Genomic DNA, 16,252 nt, shown 5'->3' on the forward strand with positions numbered 1-16,252 from the left:
TGTCCTGGTACTCCGAGTGGATCGACCACTTCGAGTGCGGGGTCAGGTAGCGCACGGTGACCTGCGCCGCGCCGTCCGGCCCGATCCTGGGCTCCCCGAACAGGCGGTGCATGTCCAGAGGCGGCCGGTACGTCGGCAGCGACTCGCCGACGTCCTGCATCCAGTCGTGGTCGAGGTAGAAGTGCATCCGGCCGGTCAGCGTGTGGAACGGCTTGAGCCGCTCGATGTTGACCGTGAACGGCGCGTAGCGCCGGCCACCGGTCTCCGAGCCCGACCACTCCGGCGAGGTGATCACCGGGACCGGGGCGACCTGGGTGTCGGCGAAGGTGATCCGCTTCTCCTCCGACCCCTCGGCCAGGTCCGCGAGCTCCATGCCGACCCGCTGCTCGAGGGTCTTGAAGCCCTGCACGGCCAGCTCGCCGTTGGTGGTGCCGGAGAAGGTGAGGATCGCCTGCGCCATCTTGGCGTCGGTGTCGATCGCCGGCCGGCCGTCCGCCGCCCCGCCCAGCATCACGCCGTTCTCGCGCGCCAGCCGCCGGGTCTGCTCCTCCAGCCGGTAGGTCACGTTCTTGACCGTGAATCCCAGCGAGTCCGCGAGCGGCCCCACCGCGGCGAGCTTGTCGGCGATCGCGGTGTAGTCGCGCTCGACGACCGTGAACACCGGCATGTTCCGGCCGGGGGTGCCCGGGGCGCCGCTCCCCCGCCAGTCGTCGACCCGGCCGCCCGGCTGCGCGGTCTCGCCCGGGGTGTCGTGCTGGAGCGGCACGCTGACCAGGTCCTTGCGCACCCCGAGGTGGGTCGTCGCCATCGCCGAGAGCCGCCGGGCCAGCAGGTGGAAGGTCTCGAAGTCGGTCTTCGCCTCCCACGGCGGGTCGATCGCCGGGGAGAACGCGTGCACGAACGGGTGCATGTCGGTCGAGGAGAGGTCGTGCTTCTCGTACCAGGTGGCGGCCGGGAACACGACGTCCGAGAGCAGCGTGGTCGAGGTCATCCGGAAGTCGGCCGAGACCAGGAGGTCGAGCTTCCCCTCCGGCGCCTCGTCGTACCACCGGACGTCGCTCGGTCGCGGTGCCTCGGGGTTCTCGCTGCCCAGCACGTTGGAGTGGGTGCCGAGCAGGTGCTTGAGGAAGTACTCGTTGCCCTTCGCCGAGGAGCCCATCAGGTTCGAGCGCCACAGCACCAGGGTCCGGGGCCAGTTCTCCGGCGCGTCCACGTCCTCGATCGCCGGCGTCAGGGTGCCCTCGTGCAGCGCCTGCGCGACGTACGACGCGGGGTCGGGGGCCCGTCCCTCGTCCACCGCGGCCTGGGCGTCCTCGGCGACCTGGAGCGGGTTGGTGCCGAACTGCGGGTAGAACGGCATCCAGCCGAGCCGCGCGGACTGCGCGATGGTGTCGGCGGTGTGCTTGCCGGCAAGGTGACCGCGCGCCAGCGGCGAGGACAGCGAGTCGGCGGAGTAGCCGTCGGTGCGCCACTGCCCGGTGTGCATGTACCAGTACGCCGTGCCGATCATGGTCCGCGGCGGCCGGGTCCAGTCCAGCGCGTTCGCCAGCGAGATCCAGCCGGTGATCGGGCGGCACTTCTCCTGCCCGACGTAGTGCGCCCAGCCACCGCCGTTGCGGCCCATGCAGCCGGTCAGCACGAGCAGCGACAGGATCGAGCGGTACGTCGCGTCGCCGTGGAACCACTGGCAGATCCCGGCGCCCATGATGATCATCGACCGGCCCTCGGACTCCTCGGCGTTCGTCGCGAACTCGCGCGCCACCCGGATGCACTGGTCGGCCGGGACGCCGGTGACCTCCGCCTGCCAGGCCGGGGTGTACGGCGTCCCCGCGTCGTCGTAGCCGGTCGGCCACTCGCCGGGCAGGCCGTCGCGGGCCACGCCGTACTGCGCGAGCATCAGGTCGTAGACCGTGGTGACCAGGTGCCCGCCGACGCGCCGGGTCGGCACGCCGCGGCGCAGCACCGAGCCGCTGCCGTCGGGGTCGTCGAACGCCGGCAGCAGCACCTCGACCGGCGCGCTGCCCTCGCCGGCCATCGTCAGCGCCGGCGAGACGCCCTCGAGGTCGAGGTTCCAGCGGCCGATGCCGGAGTCGGCGTACCGGAAGCCCATCGAGCCGTTGGGGACCACCGGCTCGCCGCTGGCCCCGTCGAGGAGCACGGTCTTCCAGGCGTCCTCGGACGCGGTGCCGCCGAGGTCGGTCGCGGTGAGGAACTTGCCGGGGACCAGGCCGCCGTCGGGGTGCTCGTCGAGGTGCACCAGGAACGGCAGGTCGCTGTAGGTGCGGACGTAGTCGACGAAGAACGGCGTGCGCCGGTCGACGAAGAACTCCTTGAGCACGACGTGCCCCATCGCCATCGCCAGCGCGGCGTCGGTGCCGGCCTGCGCGGGCATCCACTCGTCGGCGAACTTGGTGTTGTCGGCGTAGTCGGGGCTGACCGTGACCACCTTGGTGCCGCGGTAGCGGACCTCGGCCATCCAGTGCGCGTCCGGCGTGCGGGTGACGGGGACGTTGGAGCCCCACATCATGAGGTACGTCGCGTCCCACCAGTCACCGGACTCGGGGACGTCGGTCTGGTCGCCGAACACCTGCGGGCTGGCCACCGGGAGGTCGGCGTACCAGTCGTAGAACGAGGTCATCACCCCGCCGATGAGCTGGATGAAGCGGGTGCCGACGCAGTGCGACACCATCGACATCGCCGGGATCGGCGAGAAGCCGGCACACCGGTCCGGGCCGTAGGTCTTGATCGTGTGCACGTGCGCGGCGGCGACCATCTCGACCGCCTCGTCCCAGGACGCGCGCACCAGCCCGCCCTTGCCGCGGGCCTGCTGGTAGCGGCGCCGCCGCTCCGGGTCGCCGGTGATCTCGGCCCACGCCAGCACCGGGTCGCCGAGCCGGGCCCGGGCATCGCGGAACATCTCGAGCAGGACGCCGCGCACGTAGGGGTAGCGGACCCGCGTCGGCGAGTAGGTGTACCAGGAGAACGCGGCCCCGCGGGGGCAGCCGCGGGGCTCGTACTCCGGCCGGTCCGGCCCGACCGAGGGATAGTCGGTCTCCTGGGTCTCCCAGGTGATGATCCCGTCCTTGACGTAGACCTTCCACGAGCAGGAGCCCGTGCAGTTCACGCCGTGGGTGGAGCGGACGACCTTGTCGTGGCTCCAGCGGTCGCGGTAGAACACGTCGCCCTGCCGGCCGCCCTCGCGGAACACGGCGCGCCCGTCGTCCGTCTCGTCCCAGCGCGTGAAGAAGCGCCCCAGGCCGAGCAGGGCGTCGGCCGCCGGGCCGTCGGTCCGCGCTCCTCTGTCCCGAGCCTCCGTCATCGGTCCCGGTCCACGTCCATGAGCCCTCCTCCGTCGCCCGAGTCGACGTCCTCGGTCCCCTGATCGTGGCGTGGATCACATCGGGGCGGCAAGGGACCTTGGTCCCCGGCGAGTCGCGCACCCGGTGCGCGAGGGGAGGTCAGTGGCCGGCGGACCGGGGCGCCGCCCTGACCCGCATCGCGAGCTCACGGGTGCGGAACGGCTTGGTGATGTAGCCACCGGCGCCCGCGGCGAAGGCCTGTTCGAGGTCCTTCCCCAGCGACCGCGCGGTGAGCATGATGATCGGCGCGGTGGCGTACTCCCGGTGCCCGTCGCGGGCACAGGTCCAGACCATCGGGCCCGGCGAGGTGCCGCGACCTCGAACCGGCCGGCGGGGCGGCCGGGGCCCGTCAGTTCGGGGTGGTCTCAGTTCTGGGTGGTCTCGGCGGTCTCCCGGACGTCGTCGTACGAGCGGCGCGGGGCCGGCACGACGTCGTCGCTGTGGAACTCCTGCCAGCAGTCGCGGCAGTACGCGACGACCTGGAACGACACGGAGCGCAGGATCGCGTCACCGTTGCCCACGGTCTCCAGACAGTCTCGACAGATGTAGCTCATGATGGTGGCCCCTCCCGCTGGTCAAGCGTTCCCCTGCGCCAAGTGTCGGGACCCCGGGGGGCCGGGTCAAGGAGGCGCGGGCGTGGCGTGGAAAAACTGGGGTTCCGCGCTATCCACTGGGGTCACGTCCTGCCCTCAGAACAGGCGTCCCCGCCCGGGCCGTCGGGCGCGGCGTCGGTCAGGCCTCGACCGAGACCGGCCGCCAGGCGTCCTCCGGGCTGCGCCGCGGAGCCGGGACGACACCGTGGTGCTCCTGCTCCCAGCAGTCGCGGCAGTAGGCGACCTGGTGGAAGGAGATGGAGCGCAGCAGCGCCTCACCTGCCGGGACCGGCCCGAGGCAGTCATGGCACGTGTAGATGGTCACGGGGGTGCTCCTTGTCGGCCTGTCTAGACCCTCACTCCGAGTGAATCGCCCGGCGGCGCCGCGGTCAAGACCCGTAGCCTGTGCCGGTGCCGGAAATCCTGAGGATCTCGTTCGTCGCCGGCGTCACCCCCGACAAGTGGGCCCGCACCTGGCGCGAGCGGGAGCCCGGCACCCCGCTCGAGCTCTCCCTGGTCGAGCAGCCGGACCAGCTGGCCCCGCTCCGCGACGGCGCCGCCGACATGGCGTTCGTGCGGCTGCCGGTGGACCGCGAGGGTCTGCACCTGATCCCGCTCTACGAGGAGCTCGCGGTCGTGGTGGTGCCCGTCGAGCACCCGGTCGCGGCGTACGACGAGGTGACGCTCGCCGACCTCGCCGACGAGCAGCTGGTGGCCGGCGCGGCCGAGGGCTGGGCGGAGGGCTGGGACGCGGTGGCCACGGCCGAGCCGCTGCCGTTCCCGCCGATGACCACCAAGCAGGCGCTCGAGGTGGTGGCCTCCGGGACCGGGATCGCGGTCGTTCCGATGTCGGTGGCCCGGCTGCTGCACCGCAAGGACCTCACCTTCCGCCCGGTGTCCGACGTGCCACCGACTCGCGTGGGGCTGGCCTGGCCGACCAGCTCCGACGACCCGGACCTCGACGCGTTCGTGGGCGTCGTCCGCGGCCGCACCGTCCGCAGCTCCCGCGGCGAGCAGCAGGCCGGCACGAAGAAGGGCGCGGCCGTCGGTGGCGGTACGCCACCCGGCTCGGGTGGCAGACAGGGCGCGAGCCAGGGCAGCGGGCGGACGGCCCGCGGCCAGGGCCGCAACCAGGCGGGCCGCGGCGGCAGGTCGAACCGGCGTGGCTCGGGCGGGCGACGCCGGGGCTAGGTCGCCCCCGACCGGCCACCGGGGCTGGCTAGCCCCGGCCGGCAACCGGGGATCCCGCGACCTCGGCGGCGGCCGGCACGAAGTAGCCGGCGACCGCCCGGACCCGGACGCCGATCCGGTGCCCCTCGTCGCCGAGACCCAGCCGGTAGAACCGGTACACCTGTCCCGGGATCGGCTCGCCGTCCCGCAGCCACTGGTAGGTCACCCGGTCCGGGGTGCGCGACCAGGTGCCGGCCGTGGCGAACACGGTCTCCCCCGCGACGTACGTGCCGATCACCTCGGGCGCCTGGACCGGCTGCAGCGCCCGGTCGGGGCGGACCAGCGTCACCGTCCACGCGACCGGGGCGAGCACCCGCCCGTTCCGACGGATCCCGGCGACCCGCACGCGGTAGCCCGCGTCGGTGGCCAGCGTCGGCCGGACCAGGCCGCGCACCCTCCACACCAGCGTGTTCGGGCCCATGCCGTTGCGCACGGCGTACCGGTCGACCGCCAGGCGAACCCCGTCCGGCCCCCGGACCTCGACCCGGGCCCGGCGGAAGTCCGTGCCCGGCCGCGACGCGCTGAGCGACCAGCGCCCGCGCGGCTCGAGCGGGGCCGGGAAGTAGCCGGCGCTCGGCCAGGGGACGTAGCGGGGCACGGCGTCGCGGTGCTGCGGCATGCCGACGACCACGAGGGCGTTCGCGCGCTCGGTGCTGCCACTGGCCATGACCGCGGTGTGCGGGCTGAACAGCCAGCGGCGGTGCCCCACCGGCCGGTTGCCCGCGCCGGCGTCCTCGACGTACCGGGTCACCGCCTGCGCACCGCGCGCCCGGCCGGCCGTGCCGAGGGCGAGGTTGGACCGGGACGCCAGCCAGGCGGCCGCCTTCGTCCGGCACCGCCATCCCAGCGGCGGGTGGTGGCTCAGCGCCCTGTTGGCGTCCATGATCAGCGCGGTCCGCTGGGCCAGGCCGCCGGTCGCGTCGTCGAAGCGGACCCGGCGCAGCCCGGCGAGCATCCGGAAGTAGTTGACCTGGGAGAGGGTCGCGGCCCGGGTCCGCGCGGAGACGCTGCCGGCGCGGCAGCCGTCGCGGGACCCGGTCCAGCCGAGCGGCACCTGCTGGTTGCGCAGCCAGACGTCGTAGAAGGTGTCGATCACCTGGCGGCGGTCGTGCGGGTCGTAGCCACCCGAGCGCTGCAGTGACGCGCCCGGGTCGTCCCCGCCCCCGTCGTGCCAGACCGCCACCAGCCCACGACGCCGAGCAGCAGCACGACCAGGACGACGCGTGTTCTCATCCAAGGACTCCCCACGGGATGAAGCCGTCGGTCATCCCCCGTGTCGGAGCGTAGGAATCGGGGTACGACGGTCAGCGGCGACACGCGGAGCGCCTCCCGTCCGGCCGTCCCGGTCTGGACCGGCTCGTCCGGACCTCGTGGGCGAGGTCACGTCGTCAGAAGTTGCACTCTTCAACCGAACCTTGACACGGTCGAAGACGCCCTGTGTCCCCTTCCGACAGGAGGAAGGCGCCCGTCGGCGCCGTACGTAGTGAACCCACCGACGACGACCGAGACGTCGACAACGAAGCCCGAGTCCGCCGAGCACGCTGCGAAGAAGAACCCCGTGGCCGGCAGGCGGACGCCACCTCCGGACGTGATCCCTCACCCCGCTCTCGACGTGCCCGTCGAGGTCGCGGAGCCCGAGAAGTCCGGCGTCGACAAGCTAGTCTTCGGCGTCACCGCGCTGATCGCGATCGGGTTCCTCGTCTGGGGCTTCGTGAGCACCTCCTCGCTGGCGTCGGTCTCCTCCGACAGCCTGACGTTGACGATGACCAACGCCGGCTGGCTGTTCGTGACCACCGCGAGCGCGTTCGTCGTGTTCGTCATCTGGCTGGCGCTCGGCAAGTTCGGCAACATCCCGCTCGGCCGTGACGACGAGGAGCCGGAGTTCCGGACCGTCTCGTGGGTCGCGATGATGTTCTCCGCCGGGATGGGCATCGGCCTGATGTTCTACGGCGTCTCCGAGCCGATCTCGCACTTCGCGACTCCCCCGCCGGGCACCGGCGAGGCGGGCAACCCGGAGGCCGCGCAGACCGCGATGGCCACCACCCTCTTCCACTGGACCCTGCACCCGTGGGCGATCTACGCCGTGGTCGGCCTGGCCATCGCGTACGGCGTCTACCGCAAGGGCCGCCTGCAGCTGATCAGCTCGGCCTTCGAGCCGCTGCTCGGCGATCGGGCGAACGGCCCGTGGGGCAAGGTCATCGACATGCTCGCGATCTTCGCGACGCTGTTCGGGTCCGCCGCCTCGCTGGGCCTGGGTGCGCTCCAGATCCAGAGCGGCCTGCAGATCGTCGCCGGCATCGGCGAGGTCGGGAACTCGGTCCTGATCGCGATCATCGCGGTGCTGACCGTCGCCTTCGTGCTGTCGGCGGTGTCCGGCGTCGCGAAGGGCATCCAGTGGCTGTCGAACATCAACATGGTGCTCGCGGTCGTGCTGGCGCTGTTCGTGTTCATCGTCGGCCCGACGGTGTTCATGCTCAACCTGGTCCCGACCTCGATCGGCACCTACGTCGGCGACCTGCCGATGATGTCCGCGCGCACCAGCGCCGAAGGCACCGAGACCCGCGACTGGCTCGCCGGCTGGACGGTCTTCTACTGGGCCTGGTGGCTGTCGTGGACGCCGTTCGTCGGCATGTTCATCGCCCGCATCTCGCGCGGGCGCACCATCCGCCAGTTCGTCACCGGCGTGCTGCTCGTGCCGAGCCTGGTCAGCCTGGTGTGGTTCTGCATCTTCGGCGGCGCGGCCATCCACCTGCAGAAGACCGGCACCGACATCGCCGGTGCGGCGACGCCCGAGTCGCAGCTCTTCGACACGCTCGCGGCCTACCCGGCGGCCACGGCCGCCTCGGTCCTGGTGATGGTCCTGGTCGCGATCTTCTTCGTGTCGGGCGCGGACGCCGCGTCGATCGTGATGGGGTCGCTGTCCGAGCGCGGCGCGCTCGAGCCGTCCAAGGCGACGGTCATCTTCTGGGGCGTCGCCACCGGTGCGGTCGCGGCGGTGATGCTGCTCGTCGGCGGCGAGGACGCCCTGAGCGGCCTCCAGACGATCACGATCGTGGCGGCCCTGCCGTTCGTGGTGGTGATGGTCGGCCTCGCGGTCGCGCTGGTGAAGGACCTGTCCTCCGACCCGATGGTGGTCCGGCGCCAGTACGCCCTCGACGCGGTGGATGCGGCGGTCGTTGCCGGTGTCACCGAGCACGGCGACGACTTCGTCATCCCCGTCGAGAAGGACCCCAACGCCGACGCCTGACCGACGAGGCGCCCGGTCTTGACGCCCGAGGTGCCCCTTCTTGCGCACGACTCCGCAAGAAGGGGCACCTCGCGGCGCAATTCCGGGCACGTCGGCGTGGCCGCTGGTCGAGGAGGGCGCGGGTCACCAGGAGGTGGAGAGCGGGCGGCCCTCGTGGAAGCCGGCGGTCGACTGGACGCCGACCACCGCACGCTCGTGCAGCTCCTCCAGTCCGGTGGCGCCGGCGTACGTGCAGGCCGAGCGGACGCCCGAGCAGATCTGGTCGATGAGGTCCTCGACGCCAGGACGCTGCGGGTCGAGGTACATCCGCGAGGACGAGATGCCCTCCTCGTAGAGCCCCTTCCTCGCCCGGTCGTACGCCGACTCCGACGAGGTCCGGTTCGCGACGGCGCGCGCCGAGGCCATGCCGAAGGAGACCTTGAACTCGCGGCCGTCGGAGTCGACGAGCAGGTCGCCCGGCGACTCGTGGGTGCCGGCGAACCAGGAGCCGATCATCACCGACGAGGCGCCCGCGGCCAGCGCCAGCGCCACGTCGCGCGGGTGCCGCACTCCCCCGTCCGCCCAGACGTGCTTGCCCCGGGCACGGGCGGCGGTCGCGCACTCCAGCACCGCGGAGAACTGCGGCCGGCCGACGCCGGTCATCATCCGGGTGGTGCACATCGCGCCGGGCCCGACGCCGACCTTCACGATGTCGGCGCCGGCGTCGATGAGCGCGTTCGTCCCCTCCGCGGAGACCACGTTGCCGGCCGCGACCGGGACGGACGGCCCGACCGAGCGGACCGCGCGCAGCGCCTCGAGCATCCGGTCCTGGTGGCCGTGCGCGGTGTCGACGACCAGGCAGTCCACGCCCGCCTCGAGCAGCTCGGTCGCCTTCGCGGCGACGTCGCCGTTCACACCGACGGCGGCCGCGATCCGCAGTCCGCCGGACGGGTCCACCGCCGGCTTGTAGAGCGTGGCACGCAGCGCGCCGGTCCGGGTGAGCACGCCGACCAGTCGGCCGTCCACGTCGACGGCGGTGGCCAGCGGCACCCGGGCGGCGTCGAGCGCGTCGAACGCCTTGCGCGGGTCGGTGTCGGCGGGCAGCGTCACGAGCGCGGTGTTCATCACGTCGCCAACCTGGGCGAAGCGGTCCACCTCGGCGCAGTCGGCGGCGCTCACCACACCGACCGGCACGCCGTCCTTCACCACGACCGCCGCGCCGTGCGACCGCTTCGGGATCAGCGCCAGCGCCTCGGCGACGGTCTGGTGCGGCGTGAGCTCGATCGGGGTGTCGTAGACGAGGTCGCGCGACTTCACGAAGCGCACCACCTCGGTCACCACCGGGATCGGGATGTCCTGCGGGATCACGGTGATCCCGCCGCGGCGGGCCACGGTCTCGGCCATCCGCTTGCCCGCGATCGCGGTCATGTTGGCCACCACGATCGGCAGGGTGGCGCCGGTGCCGTCGCTCGTGGCGAGGTCGACGTCGTACCGGCTGCCCACGGCCGAGTGCCGCGGCACCATGAAGACGTCGTCGTAGGTCAGGTCGTGCGACGGGGTCGCATCGTCGAGGAAGCGCACGTCGAGAATCTATCGCTGTCGTGGCGGCCCTAGGGTGGCGGCCATGGCCCTCGTCGACCCCGGCAGCACCAGCGACCTGCGCGCACGGGTGGCGCACGCGTTCGAGCAGCGGCTCGGGCGACCGCCGACCGTGGTCGGGCGGGCGCCGGGGCGGGTGAACCTGATCGGCGAGCACACCGACTACAACGGCGGCCTGTGCCTGCCGCTCGCGCTTCCCCACGCGACGTACGCCGCCGCGGCGTCCCGCGACGACGAGGTGCTTCGGATCTCGGCGGCCGCGTTCGACACGCCCTGGGAGGGCCGGGTCGCCGACCTGGCAGCCGGCAAGGTCGACGGCTGGGCGACGTACGCCGCGGGCGTGGTGTGGGCGCTCGCCGACGAGGGCGTCACGGTCCCGGGTCTCGACGTGCACATCGACTCCACGGTCCCGGTCGGCGCCGGCCTGTCCAGCTCGGCCGCGGTCGAGTGCGCGGTCGCGGTCGCCGTCGCCGCGCTGGCGGGCCGCGACCTCACCGACGACCTGCGGCACGTGCTGCTCGCCGCCTGCATCCGCGCCGAGTCGGAGATGGCCGGGGCGCCGACCGGCGGGATGGACCAAGCGGTCGCCCTCTTCGGTGCGCCCGACTCCGCGCTGCTGCTGGACTTCGACGCCGGCAGCCAGGCGCAGGTCCCGCTGCACCTCGCCGGCTCCGGGCTGGCGCTGCTGGTCGTCGACACCCGGGTGTCGCACGCCCTCACCGACGGCTCGTACGGCGACCGGCGGGCCGAGTGCGACCGCGCGGCCGCCCTGCTCGGCGTGCCGGTGCTGTCGCGGGCCACGGGCTGGGAGGGGCTCGCCGACCCGGTCCTCGCCCGCCGTGCCCGTCACGTGCTCACCGAGAACCGGCGCGTCCGCGACGTGGTCGACGCCTGCACTGCCGGCGACTGGCCGGCGGTCGGGGTGCTCTTCGCCGCCTCCCACCTCTCGATGCGCGACGACTTCGAGATCAGCTGCGCCGAGCTCGACACCGCCGTCTCCACCGCCGTCGAGGCCGGCGCCCTCGGCGCCCGCATGACCGGCGGCGGCTTCGGCGGCTCCGCCGTCGTGCTGGTCCCCGAGGAGCGGGTCGCCGCCGTGCAGCGCGCCGTCGACGCGGCGTTCGTCCAGGCCGGCTGGGGAGCCCCGGCGTACCTCCTCGCCGTCCCCGGCCCCGCCGCCGCGGTCGTCTGAGTCGGCGACTACCGCGCCTCGCCGAGGACCTGGCGTACGTCGTCCGGTCCGGCCGCAGTCAGGCATCGGCCCACCAGGTCGGCATCGGTCGCTCGCGCCGTCTCCCGCACCGCCTGCTTGACCGCCGCCACCGACGGCGGGGCCACGCTCAGCTCGCGCACGCCCAGGGCGACCAGCAGGGCGGCCGCCCGCTCGTCGGCGGCGAGCTCACCGCAGACCGCGACCAGCGTGTCGTCACCGGCCGCCCGGCACACGGCGCCGACCAGCTGGAGCACCGCCGGGTCGAGCGGGTCGCCGAGCGCCGCCACGGATGCGTTCCCCCGCTCGGCGGCGAGGGTGTACTGCGTGAGGTCGTTGGTGCCGATGCTGAAGAAGTCGACGTACGGCGCGAACGCGGCCGCCTTCAGCGCTGCCGCCGGCACCTCCACCATGATCCCGACCTGCAACCCTTCCGGTCGCCCCCTCCCGACGGCGGCGATCGCGTCGTCCAGGCAGCGGCGGGCGTCCTCGAGCTCGGCGAGCGTGCTGACCATCGGGAACATCACGCTCACCGGGGTCTCGTGGGCCACGGTCACGAACGCCGTCAGCTGCTGCTCCAGGAGGGCCCGCTCCGCCAGCGCCAGCCGGATTCCGCGCATGCCCAGGAACGGGTTCGCCTCCACCGGCTGCGAGGCGAACGGCAGCGGCTTGTCGCCGCCGACGTCGAGGGTGCGCAGGGTGAGCCGCCGGCCGCCCAGGGCGGCGGCCATCGCCCGGTACACCTCGACCTGCTCGTCGACCGCCGGTGCCTCCTCGCGCCCCAGGTAGAGGAACTCGGTGCGCACCAGGCCGGCCACGTCGGCACCGTTGGCGGCCGCCGCCCGGGCGTCGTCGAGGGACCCGAGGTTGGCGCTGACGAGGACGTCGACGCCGTCGCCGGTGGACGCCGGCAGGTGGGCACCGGCCCGGGCCGTGTCGGCCTTCGCCCGGGCCTGCTCGTCCGCGGCGAGCAGCGCGTCGAGCACGTCGCCCGTGGGCTCGACGTACAGCTCGCCGGTCGAGCCGTCGAGCGCGACCGTGCTGCCCGGAGCGACGGTGAGCACCGTCGGCCCGGCACCGACCACGGCGGGAATCCCGCGCGCCCGGGCCAGGATCGCGCTGTGGCTGGTCGGGCTGCCCGACGCCAGCACCAGTCCCCTGATCCGGCCGGGCTCGAGCTCCGCGACCTGCGCGGGCAGCAGGTCGTCGGCGAGCAGGACACCGTCGCCCTCGATCCTGGACGCCGGCGCACCGGTCAGGGCCCGGGCCACCTGCTGGCCGACGGCGTGGACGTCGGCCGCGCGCTCGCGAAGGTAGACGTCCTCGACCGTCGCGAACTGGGCCTCGACCCCGGAGGTCGCGTCGGCCCAGGCGCGGGGCGCGGCCGCGCCTGCGTCGATCCGGGCCCGGACGTCGTCCACGAGGTCGGTGTCGTCGAGGAGCATGAGGTGCGCGTCGAAGATCCGGGCCTCGGCCTCGCCGTTGTCCCGGGCGGTGACGGCGCGGATGCGCTGCAGGTCGCGGCGTACCTCTGCGATCGCCCCGCGCACCCGCCGCCACTCGACCGAGGGGTCGTCGCCGACCTCGTCGGGGACCACCACGTCGGAGGTCGAGAGGAGGACGGCCGGACCGATCGCGATGCCCGGGGCTGCGGCCAGCGCGCCGGCCGACCGGGCGGGCGGAGCGACGTCGGCGGCGACGTGCTCGGGCTCGTCGAAGCGTCGCTCGGAGAGCGCCACGAGGTGGTCGACCGCCTCACGCGCCTGGCTGCCGGTCGCGCTCAGCTCCACCCGGTGACCACACAGGGCGCCCAGCGTCGCCACCCGGGACAGGCTGGTCGCGGGCACCGGCCCCGCCCCGGTGTCCAGGTTGCGGAGCTCGACGCGCGCGTCGAAGAACCTCGCCTCCTGGACCAGCCGGGCCGCGGGCCGGGCGTGCAGGCCGTGCGGGTTGAGGATCTTGACCACCGCCACCAGTGCGTCGGGGGGCGGGCCGCCACCCGGGTCGGTCCCGGACGACGGGGCCGGGTCGGCCACCTGGGACTGCTTGGCGGCCAGCGAGCCGACCGCCTCCGCCGCCACGTCCGCCGGTGCCGCGCCGCCGGCCGCGGCGACCGCCGCGACCACCAGGCCCTCGACCAGCGGGGCCGGGCACAGCAGGGTCCGCTCCCGTACGTCGGCCGACAGCATGTCGAGCGCCAGCTCGGCGGACAGGACCGCGCTGCCGAGGTCCATCAGCACCACGACTCCCTGCCCGTCGTCGGCGACCTCGATCGCCGCGACGATGGCCGTGGCGTCCGTGCCGAACGTGGTGGGGTCGAGCCCGGCCGCCACCGCGATGCGGAGGTCGGAGCCGTGCAGCATCTCCCCGGCCAGCTCGACCGCGGCGTCGGCGAGGGCCCGGCTGTGCGAGACGACCACCAGTCCGGTCACGGTGACGCCCCGGTCGAGAGGGCACGGGCGGCGGTGGCCACGAGCAGCGCCGCGGACGTCGCGCCCGGGTCCTGGTGGCCGACGCTGCGCTCGCCGAGGTACGACGCGCGCCCCTTCCGGGCGAGCATCGGCGTGGTCGCGTCCCGGCCCGCGTCCGCCGCGACGGACGCGGCGCGCAGGGCGTCGTCGAACGTCGCCCCGGAGGCCAGCGCCTCGTCGAGCGCGTCGCAGGCAGGCGCCAGGGCGTCGAACATCGTCTTGTCGCCGGCCTGGGCCCGTCCCCGGGCCACGACTCCCTCGAGCCCGGCCCGGAGAGCGGCCGCGAACGCGTCGGGATCCAGACTGTCCGCGTCGGACGCGCTGCCCGCCATGCGGAGGAAGAACGTGCCGTAGAGCGGCCCGCTGGCCCCGCCCACCGTGCTGACCAGGGTCATCCCGGTCGTCTTGAGCAGCACGCCCGGCTCGGCGTCGGCCGTTGCGAGCGCTCCGGAGACCGCCTTCATGCCCCGATCGAGGTTCGTGCCGTGGTCGGCGTCGCCGATGGCGGCGTCCAGCTGCGTGAGCAGGTCGACGTGGGAGCCGACCTCCTCCGCGAACAGGCCCAGCCACGAACGGATGGCACCGGCGTCGACCACTGCACTCACCTCTCGGGTCCTCGTCGCGTTCACGCTCCCCACCGCAGGGCGGAGGTCCTGACCGGAGCGTCCCACAACCGGAGCAGCTCGTCGTCGAGCTTGAGCAGGGTCACCGAGCACCCCGCCATGTCCAGGCTGGTGATGTAGCTGCCGACCAGTGAGCGGGCGACGGTGATCCCGGCCTTGCCCAGCAGGCGGTTGACCTCGTGGTACATGAGGTACAGCTCGATGAGCGGTGAGCCGCCCATGCCGTTGACGAACGCCAGGACGCCGTCCCCGCCGGTGAACTCGTGGTCGTCGAGGATCGGGTCCACCAGCATCTGCGCCATCTCGCTCGCGGGTGCCAGCGGGACGCGGGTGCGCCCCGGCTCGCCGTGGATCCCGATGCCGACCTCGATCTGGTCCTCCGGCAGGTCGAACGTCGGGCTGCCGGCGGCAGGCACGGTGCACGACGTGAGCGCCAGGCCCATGCTGCGGCCCTGCGCGTTCACCTTCCGCGCGACGTCCGCGACCTCGGACAGGCTGCGTCCGGACTCCGCGGCGGCGCCGGCGATCTTCTCGACCAGGACGGTCACACCGACCCCGCGACGGCCGACGGTGTAGAGACTGTCCTGCACGGCCACGTCGTCGTCGGTCACCACCGCGACGACCTCGGTGTCCGCGAGCTCCGCGGCCATCTCGAAGTTCATGACGTCGCCGGTGTAGTTCTTCACGATGTGGAGCACGCCCGCGCCGCCGTCGACGCCGCGGGTGGCGGCGAGGATCTGGTCCGGCACCGGCGAGGTGAAGACCTCGCCGCAGGCGGCCGCGTCGAGCATGCCCGGGCCGACGAAGCCGCCGTGCAGCGGCTCGTGTCCGGAGCCACCGCCGGAGACCAGGCCGACCTTGCCCGCCCGGGGAGCGTCGCCGCGGAAGATGACCCGGTTCTGGTGGTCGACGCGCAGGTCGGGGTGGGCGGCCTCGACCCCGAGCAGGGCCTCGGCCAGGACGTCGGCGGGAGCGTTGATGAGCTTCTTCATGGTTGCGTCCTCTCTCGGATCGTGGCGCTCAGGCCTGGCCGGCGGGCTCGCGGACCGGGGCTGCAGGGGCGGGTGCTTCCACTGTCTCAGCAGCGGGCTCGTCGGAGCCACGGACGAGCGCGGTGTACGCCAGGGCGGCGACGGCACCGGCCGCGAGCTCGGCCAGCACGTAGACCGGCAGCTGCTCCCACTTCACCGTGCCCCCGGCGATCTGCTGCACGAGCATCGGACCGAAGGTGCGGGCCGGGTTGATCGACGCGCCTGTCGTCGGCGCGACCGGGATGATCGCGGCGAACACCACGAGGCCGATGGCCACGCCGGCGAAGCCCGCCGGCGCCTTGGCGTGGATGACGCCGAAGATCGTGAACACCAGGATGAACGTGCCGACGAACTCGGCGGCGAACGCCTGGCCGACCCCGACCGAGTCGGCGTACGACGCGACGCCGAGGCCGACGTCGCTGGCCTTCTGGCCGAGGACCGCGATGATCGCGGCGGCTCCGGCCGTGGCTCCGACGAGCTGGGCGGCGATGTAGCCCGGCACCTCGCGCCACGGGAACTTGCCGGTCACGGCGAGCCCCAGCGTGACCGCGGGGTTGATGTGGTTGCCGCTGACGTGGCCGAGCGCGTAGACGGTGGCCACGACGATGGTGCCGAAGGCCAGGGAGATCATCCCGAGGTCGGCCATGGTGAACGGCGCGTCCCCGTTGACGATCAGCGTCGCGGGCACCGAGCCCACACCGATGAAGACGAGGAACGCGGTCCCGATGGCTTCCGAGGCCAGTTTCTGGGTGGTGGACGGTACGTGCATGAGGTTCCCTCCGACAGACGGTCGTCGCGCGAGGTGCGGCGATCGCAGATCCGTGTTTGAATATCATTCGATATTGTCGAATGGTTCTCGGAGGCTACGCTTCTGTTTCACAACTTCGCAAGACCCCTCTCACGGCCGGTC

Annotated in this window: 13 protein-coding genes and 1 pseudogene; 3 read left to right on the top strand and 11 right to left on the bottom strand. The window is 73.2% G+C overall.

What is annotated here, in order from left to right; genetic code table 11:
• The 4 genes from EKO23_RS05285 to EKO23_RS05300 all read right to left on the bottom strand — a co-directional run.
• The coding region (locus tag EKO23_RS05285) for a nitrate reductase subunit alpha (RefSeq protein ID WP_134714837.1) at positions 1 to 3,319 on the bottom strand (3,319 nt) is incomplete at its 3' end.
• Positions 3,320 to 3,458: 139 nt separating this feature from the next.
• Positions 3,459 to 3,653 carry a response regulator gene (locus EKO23_RS05290; protein WP_134714839.1) on the bottom strand — a complete coding sequence of 65 codons (195 nt, stop codon included), beginning with the start codon at positions 3,651 to 3,653 and terminating at the stop codon, positions 3,459 to 3,461.
• A gap of 71 nt (positions 3,654 to 3,724) precedes the next feature.
• Positions 3,725 to 3,913, bottom strand: a complete 189-nt coding sequence (locus EKO23_RS05295; RefSeq protein ID WP_134714841.1) for a hypothetical protein — start codon at positions 3,911 to 3,913, stop codon at positions 3,725 to 3,727.
• A gap of 178 nt (positions 3,914 to 4,091) precedes the next feature.
• Entirely contained in the window at positions 4,092 to 4,277 is a 186-nt protein-coding gene (locus tag EKO23_RS05300; RefSeq protein ID WP_134714843.1) for a hypothetical protein, read from the bottom strand.
• An 86-nt stretch (positions 4,278 to 4,363) separates the two neighbouring features.
• Between EKO23_RS05300 and EKO23_RS05305 the strand changes: the two genes are divergently transcribed.
• On the top strand, positions 4,364 to 5,143 hold the full coding sequence (locus EKO23_RS05305; protein ID WP_134714845.1) for a LysR family substrate-binding domain-containing protein: 780 nt from the start codon (positions 4,364 to 4,366) through the stop codon (positions 5,141 to 5,143).
• Between the two features lie 28 nt (positions 5,144 to 5,171).
• Here EKO23_RS05305 and EKO23_RS05310 read toward each other — a convergent pair whose 3' ends face one another.
• On the bottom strand, positions 5,172 to 6,365 hold the full coding sequence (locus EKO23_RS05310) for a CAP domain-containing protein (protein WP_134714847.1): 1,194 nt from the start codon (positions 6,363 to 6,365) through the stop codon (positions 5,172 to 5,174).
• Between the two features lie 375 nt (positions 6,366 to 6,740).
• On the opposite strand from EKO23_RS05310, the gene EKO23_RS05315 reads away from it, so the two are divergent.
• Entirely contained in the window at positions 6,741 to 8,429 is a 1,689-nt protein-coding gene (locus EKO23_RS05315; RefSeq protein WP_134714849.1) for a BCCT family transporter, read from the top strand.
• A 123-nt stretch (positions 8,430 to 8,552) separates the two neighbouring features.
• Here the strand turns inward: EKO23_RS05315 and EKO23_RS05320 are convergent, their stop codons facing one another.
• On the bottom strand, positions 8,553 to 9,989 hold the full coding sequence (locus EKO23_RS05320; RefSeq protein ID WP_134714851.1) for a GuaB1 family IMP dehydrogenase-related protein: 1,437 nt from the start codon (positions 9,987 to 9,989) through the stop codon (positions 8,553 to 8,555).
• A 43-nt stretch (positions 9,990 to 10,032) separates the two neighbouring features.
• Between EKO23_RS05320 and galK the strand changes: the two genes are divergently transcribed.
• Complete coding sequence (gene galK / locus EKO23_RS05325) at positions 10,033 to 11,199, top strand: galactokinase (protein WP_134714853.1); 1,167 nt, start codon at positions 10,033 to 10,035, stop codon at positions 11,197 to 11,199.
• A gap of 8 nt (positions 11,200 to 11,207) precedes the next feature.
• Here galK and ptsP read toward each other — a convergent pair whose 3' ends face one another.
• From ptsP to EKO23_RS05345, 5 genes and pseudogenes are all read right to left on the bottom strand, one after another.
• Positions 11,208 to 13,253 (bottom strand): phosphoenolpyruvate--protein phosphotransferase, encoded by a 2,046-nt coding sequence (gene ptsP / locus EKO23_RS05330; protein ID WP_342773565.1) that lies wholly within the window; start codon positions 13,251 to 13,253, stop codon positions 11,208 to 11,210.
• A pseudogene (gene dhaM / locus EKO23_RS26580) lies at positions 13,245 to 13,649 on the bottom strand (dihydroxyacetone kinase phosphoryl donor subunit DhaM); the annotation flags it as partial. The pseudogene dhaM and the gene ptsP, both read right to left, overlap by 9 nt.
• Positions 13,646 to 14,293 carry a dihydroxyacetone kinase subunit DhaL gene (gene dhaL, locus EKO23_RS05335; protein ID WP_134714855.1) on the bottom strand — a complete coding sequence of 216 codons (648 nt, stop codon included), beginning with the start codon at positions 14,291 to 14,293 and terminating at the stop codon, positions 13,646 to 13,648. The gene dhaL and the pseudogene dhaM, both read right to left, overlap by 4 nt.
• A 20-nt stretch (positions 14,294 to 14,313) precedes the next feature.
• Positions 14,314 to 15,303 (bottom strand): dihydroxyacetone kinase subunit DhaK, encoded by a 990-nt coding sequence (gene dhaK / locus EKO23_RS05340; protein WP_134714857.1) that lies wholly within the window; start codon positions 15,301 to 15,303, stop codon positions 14,314 to 14,316.
• Positions 15,304 to 15,331: 28 nt separating this feature from the next.
• A complete protein-coding gene (locus EKO23_RS05345; protein WP_134714859.1) occupies positions 15,332 to 16,111 on the bottom strand; it encodes an MIP/aquaporin family protein in 780 nt (259 codons plus the stop codon).
• Between the last annotated feature and the right edge of the window lie 141 nt (positions 16,112 to 16,252).

Source organism: Nocardioides guangzhouensis (genome assembly GCF_004519545.1).
Classification (GTDB): domain Bacteria; phylum Actinomycetota; class Actinomycetes; order Propionibacteriales; family Nocardioidaceae; genus Nocardioides; species Nocardioides guangzhouensis.

Excerpts from the sequence above, each read along its gene's own strand:
- EKO23_RS05290 (WP_134714839.1), bottom strand. The coding sequence starts at position 3,653 with ATGGTCTGGACCTGTGCCCGCGACGGGCACCGGGAGTACGCCACCGCG.
- EKO23_RS05295 (WP_134714841.1), bottom strand. The coding sequence starts at position 3,913 with ATGAGCTACATCTGTCGAGACTGTCTGGAGACCGTGGGCAACGGTGAC.
- galK (WP_134714853.1), top strand. The coding sequence starts at position 10,033 with ATGGCCCTCGTCGACCCCGGCAGCACCAGCGACCTGCGCGCACGGGTG.
- dhaK (WP_134714857.1), bottom strand. The coding sequence starts at position 15,303 with ATGAAGAAGCTCATCAACGCTCCCGCCGACGTCCTGGCCGAGGCCCTG.
- EKO23_RS05345 (WP_134714859.1), bottom strand. The coding sequence starts at position 16,111 with ATGCACGTACCGTCCACCACCCAGAAACTGGCCTCGGAAGCCATCGGG.